At 62.3% G+C, this 21,103-nt stretch carries 16 protein-coding genes and 1 pseudogene; 11 read left to right on the forward strand and 6 right to left on the reverse strand.

Features of this window, described 5'->3' with window-relative positions; translation table 11 throughout:
* The first annotated feature begins 85 nt into the window (after window positions 1-85).
* The 3 genes from YUU_RS0107375 (at window position 86) to YUU_RS0107385 (ending at window position 5,061) form a co-directional block, all read left to right on the forward strand.
* Window positions 86-904, forward strand: coding sequence for a DUF1295 domain-containing protein (locus tag YUU_RS0107375; RefSeq protein ID WP_027521821.1), 819 nt, complete (start codon window positions 86-88; stop codon window positions 902-904).
* The gene (locus tag YUU_RS50205; protein ID WP_035661463.1) at window positions 901-1,959 is read left to right on the forward strand and encodes a cyclopropane-fatty-acyl-phospholipid synthase family protein; all 1,059 of its coding nucleotides are present in this window, start codon (window positions 901-903) and stop codon (window positions 1,957-1,959) included. Before YUU_RS0107375 ends, YUU_RS50205 begins: the two co-directional genes overlap by 4 nt.
* A gap of 336 nt (window positions 1,960-2,295) precedes the next feature.
* Entirely contained in the window at window positions 2,296-5,061 is a 2,766-nt protein-coding gene (locus YUU_RS0107385) for an HAD-IC family P-type ATPase (protein WP_027521822.1), read from the forward strand.
* A 10-nt stretch (window positions 5,062-5,071) separates the two neighbouring features.
* Here YUU_RS0107385 and YUU_RS0107390 read toward each other — a convergent pair whose 3' ends face one another.
* Entirely contained in the window at window positions 5,072-5,974 is a 903-nt protein-coding gene (locus YUU_RS0107390) for a polyphosphate kinase 2 family protein (RefSeq protein ID WP_027521823.1), read from the reverse strand.
* A 734-nt stretch (window positions 5,975-6,708) separates the two neighbouring features.
* Window positions 6,709-7,170, reverse strand: a complete 462-nt coding sequence (locus YUU_RS0107400; RefSeq protein WP_035661467.1) for a VOC family protein — start codon at window positions 7,168-7,170, stop codon at window positions 6,709-6,711.
* A 127-nt stretch (window positions 7,171-7,297) separates the two neighbouring features.
* Here YUU_RS0107400 and YUU_RS58425 point away from each other — a divergent pair, with 127 nt between their 5' ends.
* Together YUU_RS58425 and YUU_RS0107405 are read left to right on the forward strand one after the other, a co-directional pair.
* Window positions 7,298-7,534: a hypothetical protein gene (locus tag YUU_RS58425; protein ID WP_156944151.1), complete on the forward strand. Its 237-nt coding sequence runs from the start codon at window positions 7,298-7,300 to the stop codon at window positions 7,532-7,534.
* Window positions 7,535-7,848: 314 nt separating this feature from the next.
* Entirely contained in the window at window positions 7,849-8,361 is a 513-nt protein-coding gene (locus YUU_RS0107405) for a hypothetical protein (protein WP_156944152.1), read from the forward strand.
* 35 nt (window positions 8,362-8,396) lie between these two features.
* On the opposite strand, the gene YUU_RS0107410 is transcribed toward YUU_RS0107405, so the two are convergent.
* The 3 genes from YUU_RS0107410 to YUU_RS56100 all read right to left on the reverse strand — a co-directional run bounded on the left by YUU_RS0107410 (window position 8,397) and on the right by YUU_RS56100 (window position 11,718).
* A complete protein-coding gene (locus YUU_RS0107410) occupies window positions 8,397-9,155 on the reverse strand; it encodes a class I SAM-dependent methyltransferase (RefSeq protein WP_245287962.1) in 759 nt (252 codons plus the stop codon).
* 747 nt (window positions 9,156-9,902) lie between these two features.
* Window positions 9,903-11,171 (reverse strand): cell division protein FtsZ, encoded by a 1,269-nt coding sequence (gene ftsZ, locus YUU_RS0107415; protein WP_027521828.1) that lies wholly within the window; start codon window positions 11,169-11,171, stop codon window positions 9,903-9,905.
* Between the two features lie 52 nt (window positions 11,172-11,223).
* On the reverse strand, window positions 11,224-11,718 hold the full coding sequence (locus YUU_RS56100; RefSeq protein WP_084801338.1) for a hypothetical protein: 495 nt from the start codon (window positions 11,716-11,718) through the stop codon (window positions 11,224-11,226).
* 245 nt (window positions 11,719-11,963) lie between these two features.
* Here YUU_RS56100 and YUU_RS0107425 point away from each other — a divergent pair, with 245 nt between their 5' ends.
* From YUU_RS0107425 to YUU_RS50210, 6 genes and pseudogenes are all read left to right on the forward strand, one after another.
* The gene (locus YUU_RS0107425; RefSeq protein ID WP_027521830.1) at window positions 11,964-12,845 is read left to right on the forward strand and encodes a hypothetical protein; all 882 of its coding nucleotides are present in this window, start codon (window positions 11,964-11,966) and stop codon (window positions 12,843-12,845) included.
* A gap of 406 nt (window positions 12,846-13,251) precedes the next feature.
* Window positions 13,252-13,413 (forward strand): hypothetical protein, encoded by a 162-nt coding sequence (locus YUU_RS60105; protein WP_198031711.1) that lies wholly within the window; start codon window positions 13,252-13,254, stop codon window positions 13,411-13,413.
* Window positions 13,414-13,807: 394 nt separating this feature from the next.
* Window positions 13,808-14,998, forward strand: a complete 1,191-nt coding sequence (locus tag YUU_RS0107435) for an efflux RND transporter periplasmic adaptor subunit (protein ID WP_051389643.1) — start codon at window positions 13,808-13,810, stop codon at window positions 14,996-14,998.
* 6 nt (window positions 14,999-15,004) lie between these two features.
* Window positions 15,005-18,157 (forward strand): multidrug efflux RND transporter permease subunit, encoded by a 3,153-nt coding sequence (locus YUU_RS0107440; RefSeq protein WP_027521832.1) that lies wholly within the window; start codon window positions 15,005-15,007, stop codon window positions 18,155-18,157.
* 103 nt (window positions 18,158-18,260) lie between these two features.
* Window positions 18,261-18,512 carry a hypothetical protein gene (locus YUU_RS0107445; RefSeq protein ID WP_027521833.1) on the forward strand — a complete coding sequence of 84 codons (252 nt, stop codon included), beginning with the start codon at window positions 18,261-18,263 and terminating at the stop codon, window positions 18,510-18,512.
* 175 nt (window positions 18,513-18,687) lie between these two features.
* Window positions 18,688-19,809, forward strand: a pseudogene (locus YUU_RS50210) (AAA family ATPase).
* A 435-nt stretch (window positions 19,810-20,244) separates the two neighbouring features.
* Here YUU_RS50210 and YUU_RS0107460 read toward each other — a convergent pair.
* Window positions 20,245-21,036, reverse strand: coding sequence for an inositol monophosphatase family protein (locus YUU_RS0107460; RefSeq protein WP_027521834.1), 792 nt, complete (start codon window positions 21,034-21,036; stop codon window positions 20,245-20,247).
* Window positions 21,037-21,103: the final 67 nt, after the last annotated feature.

Consider the following 21,103-nt stretch of genomic DNA (forward strand, 5'->3'; position numbering starts at 1 on the left):
GGGAACTCAAACCTGAAACCGGGCTTTGAAGGTTACGTATTTTGCAAAACTTCGGCGTTTCACAGGCTCAAGTCGGATTTTTTGCATGACGACCTATCTCGGGGCGCTTGCCGTCATCGCGTTGTCGCTTGCGATCTTGATGGCGCTCGCCTGGGTGGTGCGCGAGCTGACCGGCAATTCCGGCTGGGTCGACACCATCTGGAGCTTTTCCATCGGGCTGGTCGGCGCCTCCAGTGCGCTCTGGCCGGCTTTCGGCCATGCGCCCAACGCACGGCAATGGCTGGTCGCGAGCCTGGTGGCACTGTGGTCCGGCCGGCTCGGGATGCATATTGCGATCCGCACCGCTCGCATCTCCGACGATCCGCGCTATGCCGCGTTTGCGAAGGACTGGGGCCTTAACGCGCGGCGGCGGATGTTCATCTTCCTCCAGAACCAGGCGCTGGGCTCGGTGCCGCTGGTGTTCGCGATCTTCGTCGCCGCGCATGTCCCAGAGCCCGCCCTGCGCGTCCAGGATTTCCTGGGCGCGGCGATCCTGCTCGCCGGCATCCTCGGCGAAGGGCTGGCGGACGCGCAGTTGCGGCGGTTCAGGCAGGACCCGGCCAACGCCGTCCAGGTCTGCGATGTCGGCCTGTGGCGCTGGTCGCGGCATCCCAACTACTTCTTCGAATGGCTGTGCTGGCTCGCCTATCCCGTGATCGGCCTTGCGTCCGGCTACGCATGGGGCTGGGCCAGCCTGCTTGCGCCGATCTTGATGTACTGGATCCTGGTCCACGTCACCGGCATCCCGCCACTGGAGGAACAGATGCTGCGCTCGCGCGGCGAGCGCTACCGTGCCTACCAGGCGCGAACCAGCGCCTTCTTTCCCTTGCCGCCCAAAGCGATTGTCCGGGGAGCGACCGCGTGAGCTTCGTCTCCGCCATCATCGGCACCGCCGAGCGCGTGCCTCTGCCCGACGTCGTCGTCCGCGCCGCGATCCAGCGGCTATGCTCGCGCACCGCGACGCGCCTTGCCGACCGCACCGCGGCGGATGACACGGTGTTCGCCGGTCAAATGATGCTGCGGCCGATCGCCGGGTATGCCGATGCCGCCAACACCCAGCACTACGAGGTGCCGTCTGCCTTCTTCGCGGCGGTGCTCGGCCCCAACCGCAAATATTCGTCCTGCTTCTACAAGACTGCTGCGACCACGTTGCAGGAGGCGGAAGAGGAAGCCCTGCGCCAGACCGTCGCCCATGCCGACCTTGCCGACGGGCAGACCATCCTCGAGCTCGGCTGCGGCTGGGGCTCGCTGTCGCTGTGGATGGCGCGGCAGTTCCCCCATGCCGAGGTGACGGCAGTGTCGAACTCGCATTCGCAGCGCGACCATATCGAGGAGGAGGCGCGGCTGCGCGGTCTCAAAAATCTTCGCGTCGTCACGTCTGATATGAACGTGTTCGCGCCCGACCGCCGGTTCGACCGCGTCGTCTCGGTGGAAATGTTCGAGCACATGATGAACTGGCGCAAGCTCTTGACGAACGTCCGCTCCTGGCTCGATGTCGACGGACGCTTCTTCATGCACATCTTCACCCATCGCTCCGGCTCGTATCTCTTCGACCGCACCGACCGCGACGATTGGATCGCGCAGCATTTCTTCACAGGCGGCGTGATGCCGAGCCATCACCTCGTAAGGCAATATCCCGACCTGTTCGAGGTCGAGAAGGAATGGTGCTGGAGCGGCACGCATTATCAGCGCACCGCGAACGACTGGCTGGTCAATTTCGATTCCAACCGGGAGGCCATCGAAGCGATCTTGCGCAAGGTCTATGGCGACGAGACCGTGCTCTGGATGCGGCGCTGGCGCTGGTTCTTCCTCGCCACCGCAGGTCTGTTCGGTTACGCCAACGGCAGCGAATGGGGCGTCAGTCATTACCGGATGAAGGCGGCGGCACAGGGGGCGTGCTCGCGACCCCGCACGCCGTAGAGTGTGCACGAGATCCGCTGTGCCTCTGATCGCGGCGCGATAGCGGAGCTTAGACCGGGTCTGAGTTGGGCCGATACGGGGAGCCTGCGCGCCAAGTTAAACGAGGAACCGGTGGGGCTATCGGAGGGGCCCCGCCAAACCATACTGCGAAGCCCCAGGTTGAGTGAGGGATTCTCCGGATTGAAACCGGTCTTCCAACGGGTCTCAGTCCCTTGATTCAGGTCAAGGGCCTTGCGGATCACGACCCATGTCATTGGGACTTCGAAAGAAATGTCAGATGTCGACTCCGTAAGCGAACTTAACCAGTTCTAGACGTCGGCCGATAGGCAGAATGGCATGAGCGCAGCAGCGAATGCGAACACAACCGACGAGGTGGCGCCCTGGCACGCGATACCTCAGCATGAGGTCGTGGAGCGACTTGCTACCAGCTGCGAGAAAGGGCTTGCTCCGGCTGAGGCCGCTGTCCGACTTCAGAAGTACGGTCAGAACCGCTTGCCCGAAGGGAGGAAACGCGGCTCGTTTGCGAGGCTTCTCGCACAGTTCAACAACATCCTGGTCTACGTGCTGCTCGCCGCAGGGTTCACCAAGTTGATGCTGAACCTGTGGGTCGACGCGGCGATCATCTTTGGCGTGGTCGTTCTCAACGCGCTCCTCGGTTTCATTCAGGAGGGCAAGGCCGAGAAGGCATTGGATTCCATCCGCAACATGCTGACCGCCGAGGCCAGGGCGGTACGCGGTGGGGAAACCCGCATGATCCCCGCGGAGCAGCTTGTCCCGGGGGACGTCGTGCTCCTGGAGTCGGGCGACAAGATTCCTGCGGATCTGCGACTGTTCGAGACAAAGAACCTGCGGACCGAAGAGGCGGCCCTCACTGGTGAATCGGTGCCGGCGGAAAAGAGCGTCGACGCGGTGCCTGCCAACGCGACGGTAGGTGATCGCGAGAACATGGCATTTTCCGGCACCATGGTCGTATCCGGTCGCGCAACCGGATTGGTCGTCGCGACCGGCCCTCAGACCGAACTCGGCCGTATCAACCAGTTGCTCGCCGACGTCAGCCCGCTCGAGACTCCGCTGCTGCGCCAGATCAAGAAATTTGGCTACGCCATCAGCGCGGCAATCGGGGTGATCAGCGTCCTGATCTTCGCCTACGGCAAGTGGGTGAAAGGGATCGACTTTGTGGAGCTCTTCCAGGCAGTCGTCGGCATCGCCGTATCGCTCATCCCGGAAGGACTACCTGCACTTATCACGATCACCCTGGCCATCGGCGTCCAGCGCATGGCCCAGCGCAACGCGATTATCCGGCGGTTGCCCGCAGTCGAGACGCTCGGCTCCGTGTCGCGGATCTGCTCGGACAAGACGGGTACGCTGACGCTCATGGAGATGATGGTGGTGTCCGCCGTCACGGCCGAGTCGGCGTATCAGGTCACCGGCGATGGCTATTCTCCAGTGGGCGAAATCAAGAAGGACGGACAGCCCGCTGGCAAGGATCCGGTCCTCGCGCTGATGGGGCGAGTGTCCCTGCTCTGCAACGACGCGGAGCTGTTCCAGGAGGAGGGCACCTGGAAGGTGGAGGGCGATCCGACCGAGGGCGCGCTCTATCCGTTCGCGGCAAAGCTCGGCATGGATCGGCAGCTCGAGCAGGCTGCATCTCCGCGTATCGACGCCATTCCGTTTGAATCCGAGCACAAGTTTATGGCGACGCTTCAGAGAGATGCGAAGGGCGAGCAAGTCCTGCTCGTCAAGGGCGCCCCGGAAGTCATTCTTGAACATTGCGATCGCCAGCAGACCGACGATGGCCAGTCGAGCCCGCTCGACCGCAATCACTTCTCGAAACAATCGGACAGGCTTGCGGCCCAAGGCGAACGTGTGCTGGCGTTCGCGTGGCTCCAGAACCCGAATGTGAAGGCTGGCGGTCTCACCGCGGCCGATCTGCCAAGGACGCTTGTCCTGCTCGGCCTGATCGGCCTCCTGGACCCGCCGCGCAAGGAGGCCATCGAAGCCGTGAAGGAGTGCCAAGGTGGCGGCATCCGCGTCACCATGATCACCGGCGATCACAAGATCACCGCCGCGGCCATCGCCAAGATGCTTGGGCTCGGCGACGGAAAGACCGCGATCACGGGCGCCGAAATCGAGGACATGGACACCGCGACGCTGCAGGAACGCGTTCGCGCCGTCGACGTCTTCGCGCGCGCCAGCCCCGAACACAAGCTGCGCCTGGTGAAAGCGATCCAGGCCAACAATCAAATCGTGGCGATGACAGGTGACGGTGTGAACGACGCGCCCTCTCTCAAGAAAGCCGACATCGGAGTCGCGATGGGGATCAAAGGCACCGAGGTCACGAAGGAAGCTGCCGAAATGATCCTCGCCGACGATAACTTCGCCTCGATCTCGGCGGCGGTGAAGGAAGGCCGCACCGTCTACAACAATATCGAGAAGGCCATGCTATTCATGCTGCCGACCAACGTCGCGCAGGCGCTGGTCATTGCGGTGGCGATCTTTGTCGGGTTCACCATGCCGATCACGGCCCCGCAAGTGCTCTGGGTCAATATGGTCACGTCGGTCGCGCTCGGCCTGGTCATCTCCTTCGAGCCGCACGAGATCGATGTGATGCACCGGCCGCCGCGCGCAGTAGACCGCCCCATCGTGACCGGCTTCGGGATTTGGCGGATCATCTTCGTCGGCTTGGCGCTCCTTGCTTACACCTTGCTGGCGTTCTTCTGGATGACAGGGCAAGGCGCATCGGATGGGCTTGCCCGAACGGTAGCCGTCAATGCCATCACAATCGGCCAGGTGTTCTATCTGCTGAATAGCCGCTACCTGCTCGATTCGTCGCTCTCCGTGAGGGCGCACTCGGGCAATGCGTACTTGCCGCTCGGCATCGCTGCCGTCGTGATCCTGCAACTGATTTTCACCTACGTACCACCGGTCCAGGCGATGTTTGGCAACGAATCTGTCCCGCTTTGGGTGTGGCCTTGGCTTCTCCTGGGCGGATTGCTGTTCTTCCTCGTGGTCGAGGCCGAAAAGCTTGTCATTCGCTCGTCAAGCTCCTTGCGAAAGATCGTTGTCGCCGCGGAAGCAGGTTCAGGAGACGCCTCGTCTTGAGCCTCAGGAGTCAGGCTTCGCGCGCAAGTTCCGCTCGAGCCGTGGCCAGCTCCTTCTTCTGCTCCGGGCTTACCTTCGGATATGCGAGGTCGAGTTTCTCCACGGCCTCCACGATTGCCGCGGCGACGACAAGACGGGTGAACCATCTGTTGTCGGCCGGCACCACGTACCACGGCGCCTGCTCCGATGCAGTGGCCGTGACCGCCGCTTGGTACGCGCCCATATAATCGGCCCAGTACCTGCGCTCGCGCACGTCCGACGCGGAGAACTTCCAGTTCTTTTCGGGATTGTCGAGGCGCTTCATGAAGCGTTTCTTTTGCTCTGCGCGCGACACATGCAGAAAGAACTTGAGGATGACTGTGCCCTGCCGGGTGAGGTAATCCTCAAAGCGCGCGATGTCGGCCAGCCGTTCGTCCCAGATCCTGCTGCCCACGAACGACGACGGCAGCCTCTGCTGCTTCAGGATATCCTCGTGAACGCGCACAATGAGGACCTCCTCGTAATAGGAACGATTGAAGATTCCGATCCGTCCACGCTCCGGCAGACGCGATGCGTAGCGCCACATGAAGTCATGCGCGAGATCCTCTTGTGAGGGCTGCTTGAACGAAAAGACCTGGCAGCCCTGCGGATTCACCCCCGACATGACGTGTTTAATGGTGCTGTCCTTGCCAGCCGCATCCATGGCCTGGAACACGAGCAGCAGCGACCAACGGTCCTGGGCGTAAAGCATGTCCTGTTCTTCTGCGAGCCATCGAGTGCCCCGCTGCAGAAGATCGGCAGCTTCGCCCTTTTCCATGTTCAGACCGCGCGTGTCGCCGGGGTCGAAGTCCTTCAGCTGAAAGCCCTTGCCGCTGGAGATACGGAAGGGGTGGATGTACTTCTGAATCTGGTCGAGAATCTCTTTTCTCGGCATGGAGTGTCCTCCGTCTTAAGACAAAGACAATCTCGCGCTGCGTGAGAACGGTACGGACCCAAGCCGCACAGCCGGGTTCTGTTCGCGCGCAACTTTGACGTTAAACTTCCTGAGGTCGCCTCGCACCGGTTTATTTTCCCGCGCTCGAAAGCGAGAGCGGCGCAATCGCCGACCTCACCAGAGGTCCGAGTTGGGCCAACAGGCGACATTCGCGAAATGAAAGAGGCCGCCAACTGGGGCGGCCCTACTCTTTAGCGAGCTTCGCTGGCGTTCTGATTTGGCTGCTATTGCCACAATTCTGGCATGTGAACTTGTGCAGGACGGTGCGCTCGGCCTTGATCAACGCCGAATGAATCCAAGTCATCGCGATGCCGCACTTGGCGCAAATAGGTGCGCTCAAACGTTCTGGTTGCTTGAAGATTTCCATCTGAGGATGCCCATTCCTCTGACCGGAACATTCTACCTTGGAGGGCGTGGCCGCTCAAATAACAAAGGTTAGTGTTTCGCTGAGCGTTAAATACGGACCCCAGAGGGCATCTCCAATCGTCCCAGATGCGTTCGCCGCGCCGGCGCTCGTAAAAGCGAACGGTTTTGCCGTTTCGACTATCGCGCATGTTGTGAGCTAGGCGGCGCAGTCCACTCGGGGCCATAACCGGAAGTGGCCGGGCGGGGCAGCGTCGGCGCAAGGGGTAGGCCGAGCGTCTTGGCGTCTTGAGCTTGGTCATTTGAAGCTGTTACCCATTCTGCGTCCCATCCGCGTAGCCGCCGCCAATCTGTGTTCCTGGAGCGAGCAGCCCTTTGCCCGGAACATGATTAATCTCCAGCCTCGTGCCGTCTGGATCCTCGAACAGCACCGAGTAGTAGCCGGGGGCAAAACTGTCGTCTCGTGGTCCGTGAATGATATGTGCGCCGATCTTTACGAGGAAGTCATACGCCTCGTCGACATCGGCACGTTCTCGTGCACGGAAACAGTGGTGATGCAATCCAACAGAGCCCTGGCGGAATCGTTGGCCAACATACTCCTCTGCGGGCGCATGAATGCCGAATCCCGTACGGCCGCCGACGCAATAGAAGGTGTTCGATGTGTCGGCCACGATCGTAAGGCCCATAAACGGTAGCAGTTGTCCGTAGAAGGCACGTGCGGCTGAAAAATTTCCAGCCGTGATGAACGTGTGGGCAACGCCATTGATTTGCATGCTCGGTCCTCCCGCAAATATCATTTCTCGCAATGATCAATTTTACGAACAATACTCTGGGTACGCTGAAGTCCGCTACGCCCTCGGATAGCGGCGCAACAGGGGCAGCGCAGAAGTTGGTCTAGCCTTGACCGATGAGTTCGGCTTGGGGGCAACAGGCGACATCGCGAAACGAAAAAAGAAGCCGCCAACTGAGGCGACCTCAGTCGCCCCAGGCAAATTCTCCGCACAGGCATCGAAACAGGCGAAGCGTCCTACCGTTGCGGGAATCGAGTATCTCGATGAAAAGATGAAGCCTGGCGGCACATCTCGCACAAGAGACCTGCTCGCTCCTTCGGGCCTCGTTGCCCGCGCGCTCATCTGAATCAGTGCGATCCATGGTTTGCGTCCCCAGCTGCGTGCGCCCCCGGCCGCCAAGGTGGGTTGGGTTATGACCTGCGATCCGATTCGGTGCCTTATACTTTGTTACTTTTGCGAGTTGCGACGTCGGCGACCAAGCTCTGAATGCAGTCTTGACGAAAGCATGGCCGCACGATGGAGAGTATGGGGCGCGATGGAACACGGCGGTCGGGGCGCTGAGGTCAATACCGGCGATGAGTCCCGGCTGCGTTCGGCGCGCGCAAAGGATACAGTGTTTTTGATTAGGTTTCTGCCTTGCCCCGGTATCAGGAGGAAAAGATGCGGTTGCCAGTTGCAGTCTCTGTCGTACTGATTCCGGTCACATCGGTCATTGCGCGTGAGCAAGATCAGACCATCTCCGTTGGACCATGGACGATTGCAACTTCATTCAAAGCGGAGAAGTTTGACGGGTGCACGATGAGCCGGTCCGCTAATGATCTCGATATAAAGTTTGCAAGATCCAATGACGGCTTGCGCCTGTTTCTCGATTCATCGAAATGGAAGCTCGAGAGAGGCAAGGCGTACGATGTGACGCTCGTTGCAGGTGCGCGATCAGTCCAGGCAAAAGCGTTGGCTGAAGGCAGGAGCGTAACGATCGCTCTATCGGACCGCCCGCTCAGCGAGAGAGTGCGCACGGCGAATATCCTCCAGGTGAGAGGAGAAGGAGCGACGTTGAAGGTACCACTCGACGGAAGTACTGCGGCCCTTGAACGCCTGGAATCATGTTTTGAGAGAAACAGCCACGCCGACGTTGAGAGTAACCCGTTCGTCGCCCCCAGTCGGAAGCCTTAGCACTTGACCTGGCTTAAACGGCAGTCCCCATCGACCTAGCGCGAGCCGGCATGATCCGTACAAGCAACTATATCGCGGGGAGATCTTCGACCCGCTTCCAGCGGTGGGACAAACACCGCCAAATATCCACCATCGCCTGCGAGCTGATACGTGGCGATCTCGCCATAGCCAACGGCGGATAATTCGCAACGCAACAGCTCAATCGGCGTGCCATGCCTCGAGGTCGGACGCTCGAAATCGACAATTCCGATCCGAGCGCCCGGCTTCAAGGCGGGCGCGAGATTATAGAGAAAGGCGTAGGGCTGGGTTATCTCGTGGTACATGTGCCCGAGGATGGCGGCATCCAGCGAGGAAGCGGGCAGGCGAGGGTCGTGTGGTTCGCCCATCGCGAACTTGACGTTTGCCAGCCCCAGTCGTTCCGTGCGCCTGCTCAGCTCGATGAGGTAATCCCGCATGACGTCCTGGGCGATGATGGCGCCCGTGGAACCAACGACGTACGACAGACGCACCGTGTAGTAGCCGCTGCCAGCACCAATATCGCCGACCGTCATGCCTGGTTTTAGCCCAAGAAGAAGTGCAACCTCTCCGGCTTCATTCAGGGAGTCGCGGTGCTCCTCGGTGGAGCGACTCAGGCTGGCGATCGGCGCAACCGGACGCCTAGGTGAGGGAAACTCCTTTGCAGGGATTCTTGGCGGCGTCAAATAACCAATGTCAGCGGCGAATGCGCGAATTGCGCCCAGCGCCATCACGATCGCCACTGCGCGGACGAGTGTGATCGTCGGGCCGCCAAGCATGAGGCGCGGCCGTCCACTTTGCGAAAGACGTGGCCCCGGGGGCATCTCTCTCCAACCAAACGCCGGAAGAAACGGCTTCGGAAATATAGCCAATCGATCGATTTGCTACGATCCTTTATTCCCGAAACAGCGGCTGCAGCCCGCTGGTGCGATGGTGCAAGCTGCTAACGCGGGTGAGCCCCGCTTCCCTTCTCGCGCCAATGAAGCATTCTATTGCGAGCATCGGCAGCAAAGTTGGCGTTCTGCCGGGCGCACATGTCGCAGAAGGCCATATGCGGACCGATCCAGCGCCGCCGCGCGGTGCTTCCAGTTCAGCCCGGAGGGGAAATCCCCGCAAGACGTCCGGCGCCCGTGATGCCAGCGATGTGACTAATCGTGAAGCCGCTGTTGTTGGGACGGCGCGACCTGGGCCTTACCTAAGCAGGCGCGGCTGTCGATTGGAGAAAAAGCGATGCGTTCTATTTTGGCATTGGGCCTTTTGATCACCCTGTGTGGCTCTGCGAACGCGGCTACAGTGCATCACACGCACCGAGGGCACGCTATCGTTCGTCCCGGTCAGGGCACGATCGCCTCCGACCCCGCTTCGGGTTTTGCCTACGCGCCATCCGGACCGGCGGTCCACTACCGGCCGGCACCGTACGATGATTACAATGGCCCGTATCCGGGAGATTCCCAGGGTTACGCGCCTGGCGAACGCGAGCAGTTTCTCGACAGTGTGAGACGAGGCGGTTAGACCGCCCAAACATATCAGAAGTTGGCCTTGCGGCGCAGGAAGGCCGGGATATCGAGAACGTCCTCCTCGATCCAATTGCGTGCCGTAGAGGAACGGCCGTACGGATCGAGGCCCTGCGGAGCCGCATGGCGCGCAGACTCCGAAGTCGGCTTTGCGGGTCTGCCCTCAGGGTGGCGGGCCGTCGGTGCGGGCGGCGGGCTCTCCAATGGCGGCGGCATCGGTGCGCTGCGCTCAATCCGGTCGGCGACGCGACGGCCGTCGTTGCCCAGCCTGCCGGCGAGTTCCGCGATTGAGCCTTGCGCTTGTTGCACCTGGCGTGCCGGCCCAAGATTATCGATGCCGGTCGCCACCACCGAGACGCGGACTATGCCCTCGAGGCGCTCGTCAAAAGTGGCGCCGACGATGATGTTGGCATCCTGGTCGGCCTCCTCGCGAATGCGGCTGGCAGCTTCGTCGACCTCGAACAGTGTCAGGTCCCTGCCGCCGGTAATGGAGATGATGAGGCCACTGGCTCGCTTGATCGACGGGTCCTCGATCAATGGATTGGAAATCGCGGCCACGGCGGCGTTGAGCACGCGCTTTGCGCCCGAGGCCTCGCCCCTGCCCATCATCGCCTTGCCCTTCTCGTGCATGATGGAGAGAACGTCGGCGAAATCGAGATTGATCAGACCTTCCTTGACGATGAGGTCGCTGATGCAGGCCACACCCGAATAGAGCACTTGATCGGCCAGGGCAAAAGCAGCGGCGAATGTGGTCTTCTCGTTGGCCACCCGGAACAGATTCTGGTTCGGGATGATCAGCAGGGTGTCCACCGCCTTCAGCAGATCCGCGATGCCCGCTTCGGCAAGGCGCATGCGGCGCTGACCCTCGAAGTGAAATGGCTTGGTGACCACACCAATGGTGAGAATGCCAAGCTCGCGCGCGGTCCTGGCTATCACAGGCGCTGCCCCGGTGCCGGTGCCGCCGCCCATGCCGGCAGTCACAAACACCATATGTGCGCCGGTCAAATGATCGCGGATCGCGTCGATCACCTCTTCGGCTGCGGCGCGCCCGACCTCGGGCTGCGAGCCGGCGCCAAGGCCTTTAGTCACCTGGGTGCCCATCTGGATGACGCGCTTGGCGTTCGACATGGTGAGCGCCTGTGCGTCCGTATTGGCGACGATGAAGTCGACGCCTTGTAACCCAGCCGCGATCATGTTGTTGACCGCATTGCCGCCGGCGCCGCCGACCCCGAACACGACAATGCGCGCTTTCAGCTCGCGAAGATCGGTGATGTCAGTCATTTTTGCCTCACGCTTTACTTCGGCGGGTTGGAGAATGTGAGAACTGGGATTGCTACTTGCATGCTCTGCGGTCTGCTTCCACGAGGTCGGCGAGGAGATGCCCCAGTCGGGATGTGGCTTGTCCGTGGCCGTCGGTCGAACCACCGGATCGGTCGCCGGTTCGCAGAGAGCCTTCAAGACGCGCCGCCGCCTCCTTGGCGGCCGTCGCCTCGGCAGTCGCCTGCAGCAGCTCAGTTGTCAGGCGATCGGCGCGCTCTCGCTCCCGCTCGAAATCCGCCCGATGACCGGCTGCTGTTGCTTCGAGCCGCGCGATCTCCACCTGCAGTGCCAGGATCTTTTCTGCTTGCAGCGCGCCGTCGCCTGCTTGCCGACTTCCTGGTCGTCGTGGCGTATGCCGTAGATCGGCGAGATCAATGCTCACCAGTGCCTTTCCGCTATCCGAAAGTGAGCGCGGCAAGCGGCGCCGCTTGGCAAGCGAACGAGCCGCCAATGGCGAGATCTTCAGGCGAGCACCAAGTGCGGCATATGTCAGCGTCTCAATAGGCATCGGCTGTCCTCCTGGGACTGAACCGGGCAGTCGTGTGTGCGCTGATGACGACAGGCTAGGCCGCGATGGTTAACAGATCGTTAACGCGCCGGCTCCTCTCTTCCGCGTACGGGCAACTCGCGCGGACCGCGTGAGTCTGGCGCCTTTTCGGCGAGCCGCAATCTTAACCCAATTTCCAACTACGGCTCGAGCATTGGATCTGCCAACTGATTCGGTGAATGATCGCGATCCCTGAGGTTATTGCCATGGCATTCTTCAAGCGTGAGCTCGGCCCGGTCGAGCGCTTCGAAAGCGCACTGAAAAGCAGACAGGCGGAGCGGCAAAAACTAGTCGACCGGCTGGGCCTCGCCGAATCCGTACTTGCGGAAACACGTGGCGCTGCCGAGCGGCTGGCGATGGCTGGCGCCGGCAATGCCAAGCTCGCGCGTGCGGAGGCCGAGCTGCGTTCGGTTGAGGATCGCGTCAAGACGGCGCGCGCGGCCCTCGGAGAAGCCAACGAACAGATCGTCGCAACCGAGCGTGCACTGGCCGACGCCATTGCGCAGCGCGACCGCGAATTGCTTGCGGATCGTATCGAGGCGCTCGCGGCGGCGATCGATCTGGCCGTCCCGGAATTTGCTTCGGGCGCAGCAGCGCTGGTCGGCGCTGTCGCCAAGGGTGCAGTAACGGTCGCGGAGGCGACGGGCTTCTCCGCCAGCGTGGACGAGGTGCGTCGCGAGGTGCTGTCGGCCGCGGATCTGGTCTGCTGGGAGCTGAGGACACTGGCAGCGCGCACACGGGTGGGCAACGTCAACATCGCGCCGCCGCCGCCCGCCGCCACGCGCCCGCAGCGTCCGGAGGTCGAGCGGCAATTGATCTATACGCTCAATCCGCTCAAGTGGCAGGAGGGCAGCGAGTTGCGCAAAGCGCCTGCCTTCGCCCTGGTCGAGCTGCCGAAGACGCTGCTGCCGATCGCCCTGCGGCACCAGCATGTGGACTATCTCAATGCGAGGCGCGTGCAGACCCTGATGCACGTTCATGGCAGCGGCGGGGGCCAGGACGAGACACCTTGGGACGATCTACAGATCATCGATCTCGATGCGCTTGCCAGCGAGGAGGAGGGCAGTCCGCAAGCTGACGTTGCTTGAGCGCGGCGAGACGCTGACGGTATCCTCGATTGCCTTTGACTCTATCCGGCAACCTTATTCGATCACCTCGTCGACGCGGCGGAGCAAGCTCGCGCGGATATCGATGCCCATCCGAATCCTTGAAACTAGGATCTCGGAACTAAACCGACGTCTCGTCGAGCTATACCGATGCATTAGCCCGAGCGTACCTCCGTACGGTCACTTCATACCTGCGCGCAATGGCCTCGCCCAGGTGCTCGGTGCTACCTAACGAATGCAGAGCGACAAGCAACGGAACCGGCCCGCGAGCAGGCAGTTGCAGGACAAGGTCTGCGGCGTAGCGCCCGCCGGCCTTTCCCTTGATCGAGCCGCGCGTTGCCACTCCAGTTGAGTGTCTACTGCCACAATTGGCTGCGGAGAGTGCGCCATGAAAAACATCGCCGACTTCCTGATGTGGTTTTGGCAAGGGAGCCAGCCCGCGTCCAATACTCGGGTTGCGGCTATGGCCGAAAATCAGGATCGATCCAGCATGGCCGATTTTGTTCGCATCCTGCAGGCCTACGATCAAGACCAGTACGGCAGGAGTTAGGGCGACCGCGTCGGACCGCATTGCGTCCAAGTTTTTTGCACCTGCCGCGTCCGTTCAGGCTCACAAGCGGAAAGTTTCTAATTGATTGCGGAATTTTCCGCTTAGCCGTCAGAAGCCGAGATCATCTACATCTCTGTGCGCACATGCCCGGGCTCGTGACGTTCGCTTGCGATGTTCTGTCGCAGTTGTGGGACCTGGAGCCTGACTCACAAGCCAGTGAGGTCTGAAAACGGCCACGAACTCAGTGCCCTAGCGCGTGTGACATTGAGCCGCCCGTAGCATGCGTTGCGTCGCAGCACGCGCATTCTATCTTGACCGGATCAGCCGCGCGGAATCGCTTCGATATTGTTCCGTGCGTGTTGCTTTGTTCAACAACACCGGGGCACCCCACTTCATGTCAGGACTTCGAGCGCGATCGGCATGCGTTGCAACGATGCTCGCGGCCCTTGCGCCGCTGCTTGCGGGCTGTGATGAATCCAGCTCCGCGGTCTCCGCCGTCCAACCTTCCGAACCCGATGTCAGCATCGTCGTCGTCAAGCCGCAATCGCGCGCCGTGGTGCGCGAGTTGCCCGGCCGCATCGCGCCGACGCGCGTCGCCGAAGTGCGGCCGCGCGTCTCCGGTATCGTCGTCGAGCGTCTGTTCCGCCAGGGCAGCGAGGTGAAGGCGGGAGAAGCGCTCTATCGCATCGATCCGCGGCCGTTCGAGGTCGAGGTGATGGCGAACGAGGCAGGGCTCGCCAAGGCCGAGGCCGCGTTGATGCAGGCGCAGCAGCAGGCGCGCCGCATCGCCACGCTCACCAGCCAGCGTGCCGCCCCCGAAGCCGAGAACGAGAAGGCGATCGCCGCCGAGCGCCAGGCCCAGGCCGAGGTCGAGGGCCGCAAAGCGGAGCTCGCGCGCGCCAAACTCAACCTCGATTACGCCACCGTGCGCGCGCCGATCGACGGCGTCGTTGGTGCGGCGATCGTCAGCGAAGGCGCGCTCGTGGTGCAGAACGAGACCAATCTCGCCACGGTCCAGCAGCTCGATCCGATCTATGCCGACTTCACCCAGTCGGTCACCGAGCTGAACCAGCTTCGCCGCGCCTTCGAGAACGGCGATCTCGACCGCATCGCGGCCGATGCCGCGAAAGTCCGCCTCGTGCTCGACGACAACACGCTCTATTCGCTCGACGGCAAGCTCTTGTTCTCCGACGCCAAGGTCGACGCCCATACCGGCCAGGTGACGCTGCGCGGTGAGTTCCGCAATCCCAAGCGCGAATTGCTGCCGGGCATGTATGTCCGCGTCCGCATCGACCAGGGCATCGATGCCGATGCGATTGCCGTGCCGCAGCAGGCGATCCAGCGCAATGGCGGTGGCGGCAGCGAGGTGTTCGTCGTCAAGGACGACAACCGCATCGCGGTGCAGCCGGTGCGCACCGGCTCGGTGCAGGACGGCATCTGGTTCGTCACCGACGGATTGAGGGCCGGCGACAAGGTCGTGGTCGAAGGCTTCCAGAAATTCGCCGCCGGCGACAAGGTCAAGCCGCAGTCCTGGGCCGAGGCCGATGCGACGGCGGATGCCCAGCACGCCAGGGCCTTGCGGTAACGCGCCATGCCGAGCTTCTTCATCGACAGGCCGATCTTCGCCTGGGTGGTCGCGTTGTTCATCTGCTTGATCGGCGCAATCTCGATCCCGCTATTGCCGATCGCGCAATATCCGATCATCGCGCCGCCCTCGATCTCGATCTCGACCAGCTACCCCGGCGCCTCACCGGAAAACCTCTACAACAGTGTCACGCGGCTGATCGAAGAGGAGCTCAACGGCGCCTCCGGCATCCTCAACTTCGAATCGACCAGCGACTCGCTCGGCCAGGTCGAGATCATCGCCAACTTCGTTCCTGGCACCGACACCGGCGCGGCCTCGGTCGAGGTGCAGAACCGCATCAAGCGTGTCGAGGCGCGGCTGCCGCGCGCGGTGATCCAGCAGGGTATCCTGATCGAGGAAGCATCGAGCGCCGTGCTGCAGATCATCACGCTGAACTCGACCGACGGCAGCCTGGATGAGGTCGGGCTCGGCGACTTCATGATCCGCAACGTGCTCGGCGAGATCCGCCGCATCCCCGGCGTCGGCCGCGCCACGCTCTATTCGACCGAGCGCTCGCTTCGCGTCTGGGTCGATCCGGCAAAGCTCGTCGGCTATGGGCTGACGGCGGATGACGTCAACAAGGCGATCAGCGCGCAGAACGCGCAGGTCGCCTCCGGCAGCATCGGCGCCGAGCCGTCGACGGCCGACCAGCGCATCTCCGCGCTGGTGCTGGTCAAGGGCCAGCTCTCCTCCCCGGATGAGTTCGGCGCCATTATCCTGCGCGCCAATCCCGATGGTTCGACCGTGCGGCTGCGTGACGTCGCGCGCGTCGAGGTCGGTGGCCTCAGCTACCAGTTCAACACCCGCCTGAACGGCAAGCCGACCGCGGGCCTCTCGGTGCTGCTGTCGCCGACCGGCAATGCGCTCGCGACCGCGAGCGCGGTCGAGGCCAAGATGAAGGAGCTGTCGCGCTTCTTCCCGGCCAACATCAGTTACGAGATTCCCTACAACATCACGCCTGTCGTCGAGGCCTCGATCAAGAAGGTGCTATCGACGCTGGTCGAGGCCGTGGTGCTGGTATTCGTGGTGATGTTCTTATTTCTGCAGAACATCCGCTACACCATCATCCCGACCATCGTGGTGCCGGTGGCACTGCTGGGCGCCTGCACCACGCTGCTGCTCGCCGGCTACTCCATCAACATGCTCTCGATGTTCGGCATGGTGCTCGCGGTCGGTATCCTCGTCGACGATGCCATCGTCGTGGTCGAGAACGTCGAGCGCATCATGGCCGAAGAAGGCCTGCCGCCGAAGGAAGCGACGCGCAAGGCGATGTCGCAGATCACGGGCGCCATCATCGGCATCACGCTGGTGCTGATGGCCGTGTTCGTGCCGATGGCGTTCTTCCCGGGCTCGGTCGGCATCATCTACCGCCAGTTCTCCGTCACCATGGTCGCCGCGATCGGCTTCTCGGCCTTCCTCGCGCTGTCGCTGACGCCGGCGCTGTGTGCCACGCTGCTCAAACCCGTCGCGGCCGGCCATGGCCATGCGAAGAAGGGCGTGTTCGGCTGGTTCAACCGCATGCTCGAGGGCGGCAAGCAGGGCTATTCCCGCACCGTCGGCTTCTCGCTGAAGCGCACGGGACGGCTGATGCTGGTCTATGCCGCACTGTTGGTCGGCCTGTCCTGGGCTTTCGTCAACCTGCCCGGCGGCTTCTTGCCCGTCGACGACCAGGGCTTTGTCACCACTGACGTGCAGGCGCCGTCGGATTCGTCCTATGCCCGCACCGAGGCGGTGATCGAGAAGGTCGAGAAATATCTCGCCGAACGCCCCGGCGTGAAGGACGTCACCTTCCTCACCGGCTTCAGCTTCTCGGGTCAGGGCATGAATACCGCGCAGGCCTTCATCACGCTGAAGGATTGGTCGGAGCGCGGCCCGAAGGAGTCTGCCGCCGCGATCGTCTCCGACATCAACCGCGACCTGTCCTCGATCCGTGACGCAAAGATCTCGGCGCTCCAGCCGCCGCCGATCGATAATCTCGGTAACTCCTCGGGCTTTTCGTTCCGCCTCCAGGACCGCGGCCAGAAGGGCTATCCGGCCCTGATGCGCGCCGCCGACCAGCTCATCGCGGAGGCCAATGCGAGTCCCGTGCTGCAAAAGGTCTATATCGAGGGCCTGCCCGAGGCGGGCGTGGTCAATCTCGTGATCGACCGCGAAAAAGCCGGCGCCTTTGGCGTCACCTTCGAGGACATCAACAACACGATCTCGACCAATCTCGGCTCGAACTACATCAACGACTTCCCGAACCGCGGCCGCATGCAGCGCGTCGTGGTGCAGGCCGACGCGCGCGACCGCATGAAGACCGAGGACATCCTCAACTACAATGTCAAGAACAGTCGCGGCCAGCTCGTGCCTTTCTCCTCCTTCGCGACGGTCGAATGGTCGCGCGGGCCGACGCAGATCGCGGGTTTCAACTATTATCCGGCGGTGCGCATCTCGGGCGAGGCAAAGCCCGGCTTCACCTCGGGCGATGCGATCGCCGAGATGGAGAAGCTTGCCGGCAAACTGCCGCGCGGCTTCGGTTATGAATGGACCGGGCAGTCGCTGCAGGAGAAGCTGTCGGGCTCGCAGGCGCCGTTCCTGCTCGCGCTCTCGGTGTTCGTGGTGTTCCTGTGTCTGGCCGCGCTCTATGAGAGCTGGACCATTCCGCTCGCGGTGCTCTTGACCGTGCCGCTCGGCGTCACCGGCGCCGTGATCGCGGCGATGCTGCGCGGGCTTCCGAACGACGTCTATTTTACCGTCGGCCTCATCACCATCATCGGCCTTGCGGCGAAGGATGCGATCCTCATCATCGAGTTCGCCAAGGACTTGCGCAAAGAGGGCAAGCCACTGGTGGAAGCCACCATCGAGGCCTGCCGCCTGCGCTTCCGCCCGATCCTGATGACCGGCCTTGCCTTCATCTGCGGCGTGCTGCCGATGGCGATCGCCCACGGCGCCGGCGGCGCCAGCCAGCAATCGCTCGGCACCGTCGTGATGGGCGGCATGATCGCGGTGGTGATCCTGGCGCTGCTGATGGTGCCGGTGTTCTTCGTCTCCGTGCAGCGCGTGCTGGCGGGAGACAGGGAGCCGAAGGCCGCGAAGGACAGCGAGGCGTATGGGCCGCCGGCGGAGGTTAAGCGATAGCTCCGCGCGAATCCTTACCAAAGCTTCACATTCTCTGACGGAACCCGACGTAGGCAAATCTGATTGCCCGCGGGGTTAGGGGTTCCACGGAGAAATCGTCAAAATGTTGAAGAAGCTTCTTTCCGCTGCTGCTGTCGGCACCGGCGTGCTGATGATGTCGACCTTCACCGCATCGGCGGCAATCGTGTGCCAGGGCCACAGCTGCTGGCACACGCATGAGGCCTACGACTTTCCTCACGAAGCAGGGGTCGTCGTTCACGAGGACAAATGGCACTGGGGCCCGCGCGAAAAGTTTGCGTTCCGCGAGCACGAGGGCCGCGGTTACTGGCGCGGCCGCAAATGGGTGGCGTGGTAACAGCCGCCGTGTGACCTGAGACGGGAGGCCGCGATCTTGCGGCCTCCAAGTCGCGCGACGTCAAACAGGCGTTCGGCTTGCTTTCGCAGGAGCGTCGATCCAGAGTGCATCCCTGGATTGAACATGTGCATTCGCGCCGCGAAAGCACGTACAGCCTGCCGATTGAGAGCATGTGATGCGTCCGACCGACATTGCGATCTCGAACTATCGCTCCATTCGGCGGCTCTCGATACCAATCCATCCCCTGTCCGTCTTCGTGGGCGAGAATGGCGTCGGCAAATCCAATCTCTACAAGTCCTTGTCGCTTTTGCGCGACGCGGCGACCGGGCGGATCACGCGCACGATCGCCGACGAAGGTGGATTGAATTCAGTCTGCTGGTCCGGCATTCGCAAGCGTGGCGAGGATGGGCGACTACGGTTGTCGGCCAGGTTCGACCGTCTCAAATATTCCATCGAGATCGGATTTCCCGGCCCTCTCGAGGCAGCGTTTTCCGGCGAGCCGATGATCAAGGCCGAAACTATCGAGGCGACACAGGGCAAGCGAACGGTTCAGCTGATGGAGCGGAAGAACGCGCTTGTCAGCGTGCGCGGCGAGAGCGGCGCCTGGAGCAGCCACAAGGATGCGGTGCTGCCGTCCGAGACGGCGCTTGCGGGTTTTTCCGATGGCAAGGAATGCCCCGAAAGCGATGTGATCAGAAACGCAATCCTCGGTTGGCGATTCTATCACGACTTTCGTACCGATCCGGCGTCACCGATACGAAAGCCCTGTCTGGCGATCACGACGCCCTCGCTCAGCGCCGATGGAAGCGATCTGGCTGCGGCCCTGGCGACGCTCTATACTATCAGGGAAGACGCCATCGACCTTCAGGACGCCATCCAGGATGCATTCCCGGGCGCTGAGCTCCGCGCCTGGGAAGCGAGCGGCTTGTGCGAGTTTGATCTGCAGCTGGAGGATATGCCGCGGCCGTTTATGAACTATCCGACGGGACGCTGAAAATACATTTGTCTGCTCGCGGTGTTCATGGGTTATCGGCTTCCGCCGTTCATCGCGCTGAACGAACCCGAGACTAGCTTGCATCCCTCGCTCCTGGCGCCCTTGGCCCGGCTGATCGCCAAGGCATCACGCCGCGCCGACATCTGGATCGTCACCCATTCGGAACAGCTGATCGAGGCATTGCGAAGCGAGAGCTCTGTCCCGCTTCGCCGGGTCATCAAGTCGAAAGGGGCTACGACGATCGAGGGCCTGACTCTCGGCGGGGAATATCGCGACGAGGAATCGGGCGATGATGATTCTTAGCCGCGGCAGATCGAGCCACAGCGCTGCCGCGCCAGCGGTTTGTGAAGGGGCAAGTGATCGATGAGAATCGTGGCCGTCATGGCGATCGCTTAAATACTTACGGGCGCTCTCTACGTTTGGCGTGATTTCCGAAAGCCGATCGATAACCAACCCGGCTATGTCAGGTGGGGCGGGATACGGCCCAAGCTGTTCATCATGCTCTACTGGCTCCCCGGTACGCTGTCTTCGGCATGTCGCGGCGGTGTCTTGCGAGATCAAAGCCGTTCCATGGGCAATCTTTGCTGCCCTCACCGTCGCCGGGCTTTACTTCTCGAATATATAATTCCCCGCAGGTAGGGCATCGAGTCCGCCGCTTCCGTCCGTATCCAACGAACGTCTCTGGAATACTGGATCACCCGCTTTCGCGGGTGATCCAGCGGAGAACGTGGCGGCTTATTACGCCGACTTCCGCAAGATCTTCACCAACTCGCCGTGCACGAACTCGTTGCCGCACACGACGTGGCCGGTCACCAGTGCGTCGCCCGGGGTTTCGATGTCGCTGACGGTGCCACCCGCTTCGCGGACCATGATCTGGCCGGCAGCGATGTCCCAGGATTGCAAATTGCGCTCCCAGTAGCCGTCGAGGCGGCCGGCGGCGACGAAGGCGAGGTCGAGGGAGGCGGCGCCGAAACGGCGCAGGCCCGCCACGCGGTCCTGGATCGCGGTCATCTCGCGGCGGAAGGATTCGTGGTCGCCGCGGCCGATATGCGGCAGGCCGCATGCGATGACGCATTCGTTGAGCTGGCGGCGGCCGGCCACCCGCAGGCGCTGGTCGTTGAGGAAGGCGCCCTTGCCGCGCTCGGCGATGTAGAGCTCGTCATTGGCGGGGTTGTAGATCACGCCTGCGATCACGGTACCTTCGCGCGCCAGCGCGATCGAGATCGCGAATTGCGGAATGCCGTGCAGGAAGTTGGTGGTGCCGTCGAGGGGATCGACGATCCAGGTGTGGCTCTTGTCGGTGCCTTCACGCGTGCCGCCTTCCTCGCCGATGAAGCCGTAGCCGGGGCGGGCCTTGGCGAGGTCCTGGTAGAGGATCTCTTCGGCGCGCCTGTCGGCGAGCGAGACGAAATTCGCAGGGCCCTTCAGCGAGACCTGCAAGTGCTCGATCTCGCCGAGATCGCGCTTGAGGCTGCGTCCGGCGCGGCGCGCGGCTTTGACCATGACGTTGATAGTTGCGGAATACAGCATGAGATCAGTCTTGATTTGCGGGAATTCGGCCCTCAAGCGCGATGAGATTGGGATAAACCGTCATCGC

Origin of the sequence: Bradyrhizobium sp. Ec3.3, assembly GCF_000472925.1 — a bacterium.
In the GTDB taxonomy this organism is placed as follows: Bacteria; Pseudomonadota; Alphaproteobacteria; order Rhizobiales; family Xanthobacteraceae; genus Bradyrhizobium.

Excerpts from the sequence above, each read along its gene's own strand:
- YUU_RS0107400 (WP_035661467.1), bottom strand. The coding sequence starts at position 7,170 with ATGCAAATCAATGGCGTTGCCCACACGTTCATCACGGCTGGAAATTTT.
- YUU_RS0107440 (WP_027521832.1), top strand. The coding sequence starts at position 15,005 with ATGCCGAGCTTCTTCATCGACAGGCCGATCTTCGCCTGGGTGGTCGCG.
- ftsZ (WP_027521828.1), bottom strand. The coding sequence starts at position 11,171 with ATGACTGACATCACCGATCTTCGCGAGCTGAAAGCGCGCATTGTCGTG.
- YUU_RS0107435 (WP_051389643.1), top strand. The coding sequence starts at position 13,808 with ATGTCAGGACTTCGAGCGCGATCGGCATGCGTTGCAACGATGCTCGCG.
- YUU_RS60105 (WP_198031711.1), top strand. The coding sequence starts at position 13,252 with ATGAAAAACATCGCCGACTTCCTGATGTGGTTTTGGCAAGGGAGCCAG.
- YUU_RS0107460 (WP_027521834.1), bottom strand. The coding sequence starts at position 21,036 with ATGCTGTATTCCGCAACTATCAACGTCATGGTCAAAGCCGCGCGCCGC.
- YUU_RS0107410 (WP_245287962.1), bottom strand. The coding sequence starts at position 9,155 with ATGCTTGGCGGCCCGACGATCACACTCGTCCGCGCAGTGGCGATCGTG.
- YUU_RS0107445 (WP_027521833.1), top strand. The coding sequence starts at position 18,261 with ATGTTGAAGAAGCTTCTTTCCGCTGCTGCTGTCGGCACCGGCGTGCTG.
- YUU_RS0107425 (WP_027521830.1), top strand. The coding sequence starts at position 11,964 with ATGGCATTCTTCAAGCGTGAGCTCGGCCCGGTCGAGCGCTTCGAAAGC.
- YUU_RS0107385 (WP_027521822.1), top strand. The coding sequence starts at position 2,296 with ATGAGCGCAGCAGCGAATGCGAACACAACCGACGAGGTGGCGCCCTGG.
- YUU_RS56100 (WP_084801338.1), bottom strand. The coding sequence starts at position 11,718 with ATGCCTATTGAGACGCTGACATATGCCGCACTTGGTGCTCGCCTGAAG.
- YUU_RS0107390 (WP_027521823.1), bottom strand. The coding sequence starts at position 5,974 with ATGCCGAGAAAAGAGATTCTCGACCAGATTCAGAAGTACATCCACCCC.
- YUU_RS0107375 (WP_027521821.1), top strand. The coding sequence starts at position 86 with ATGACGACCTATCTCGGGGCGCTTGCCGTCATCGCGTTGTCGCTTGCG.
- YUU_RS0107405 (WP_156944152.1), top strand. The coding sequence starts at position 7,849 with ATGCGGTTGCCAGTTGCAGTCTCTGTCGTACTGATTCCGGTCACATCG.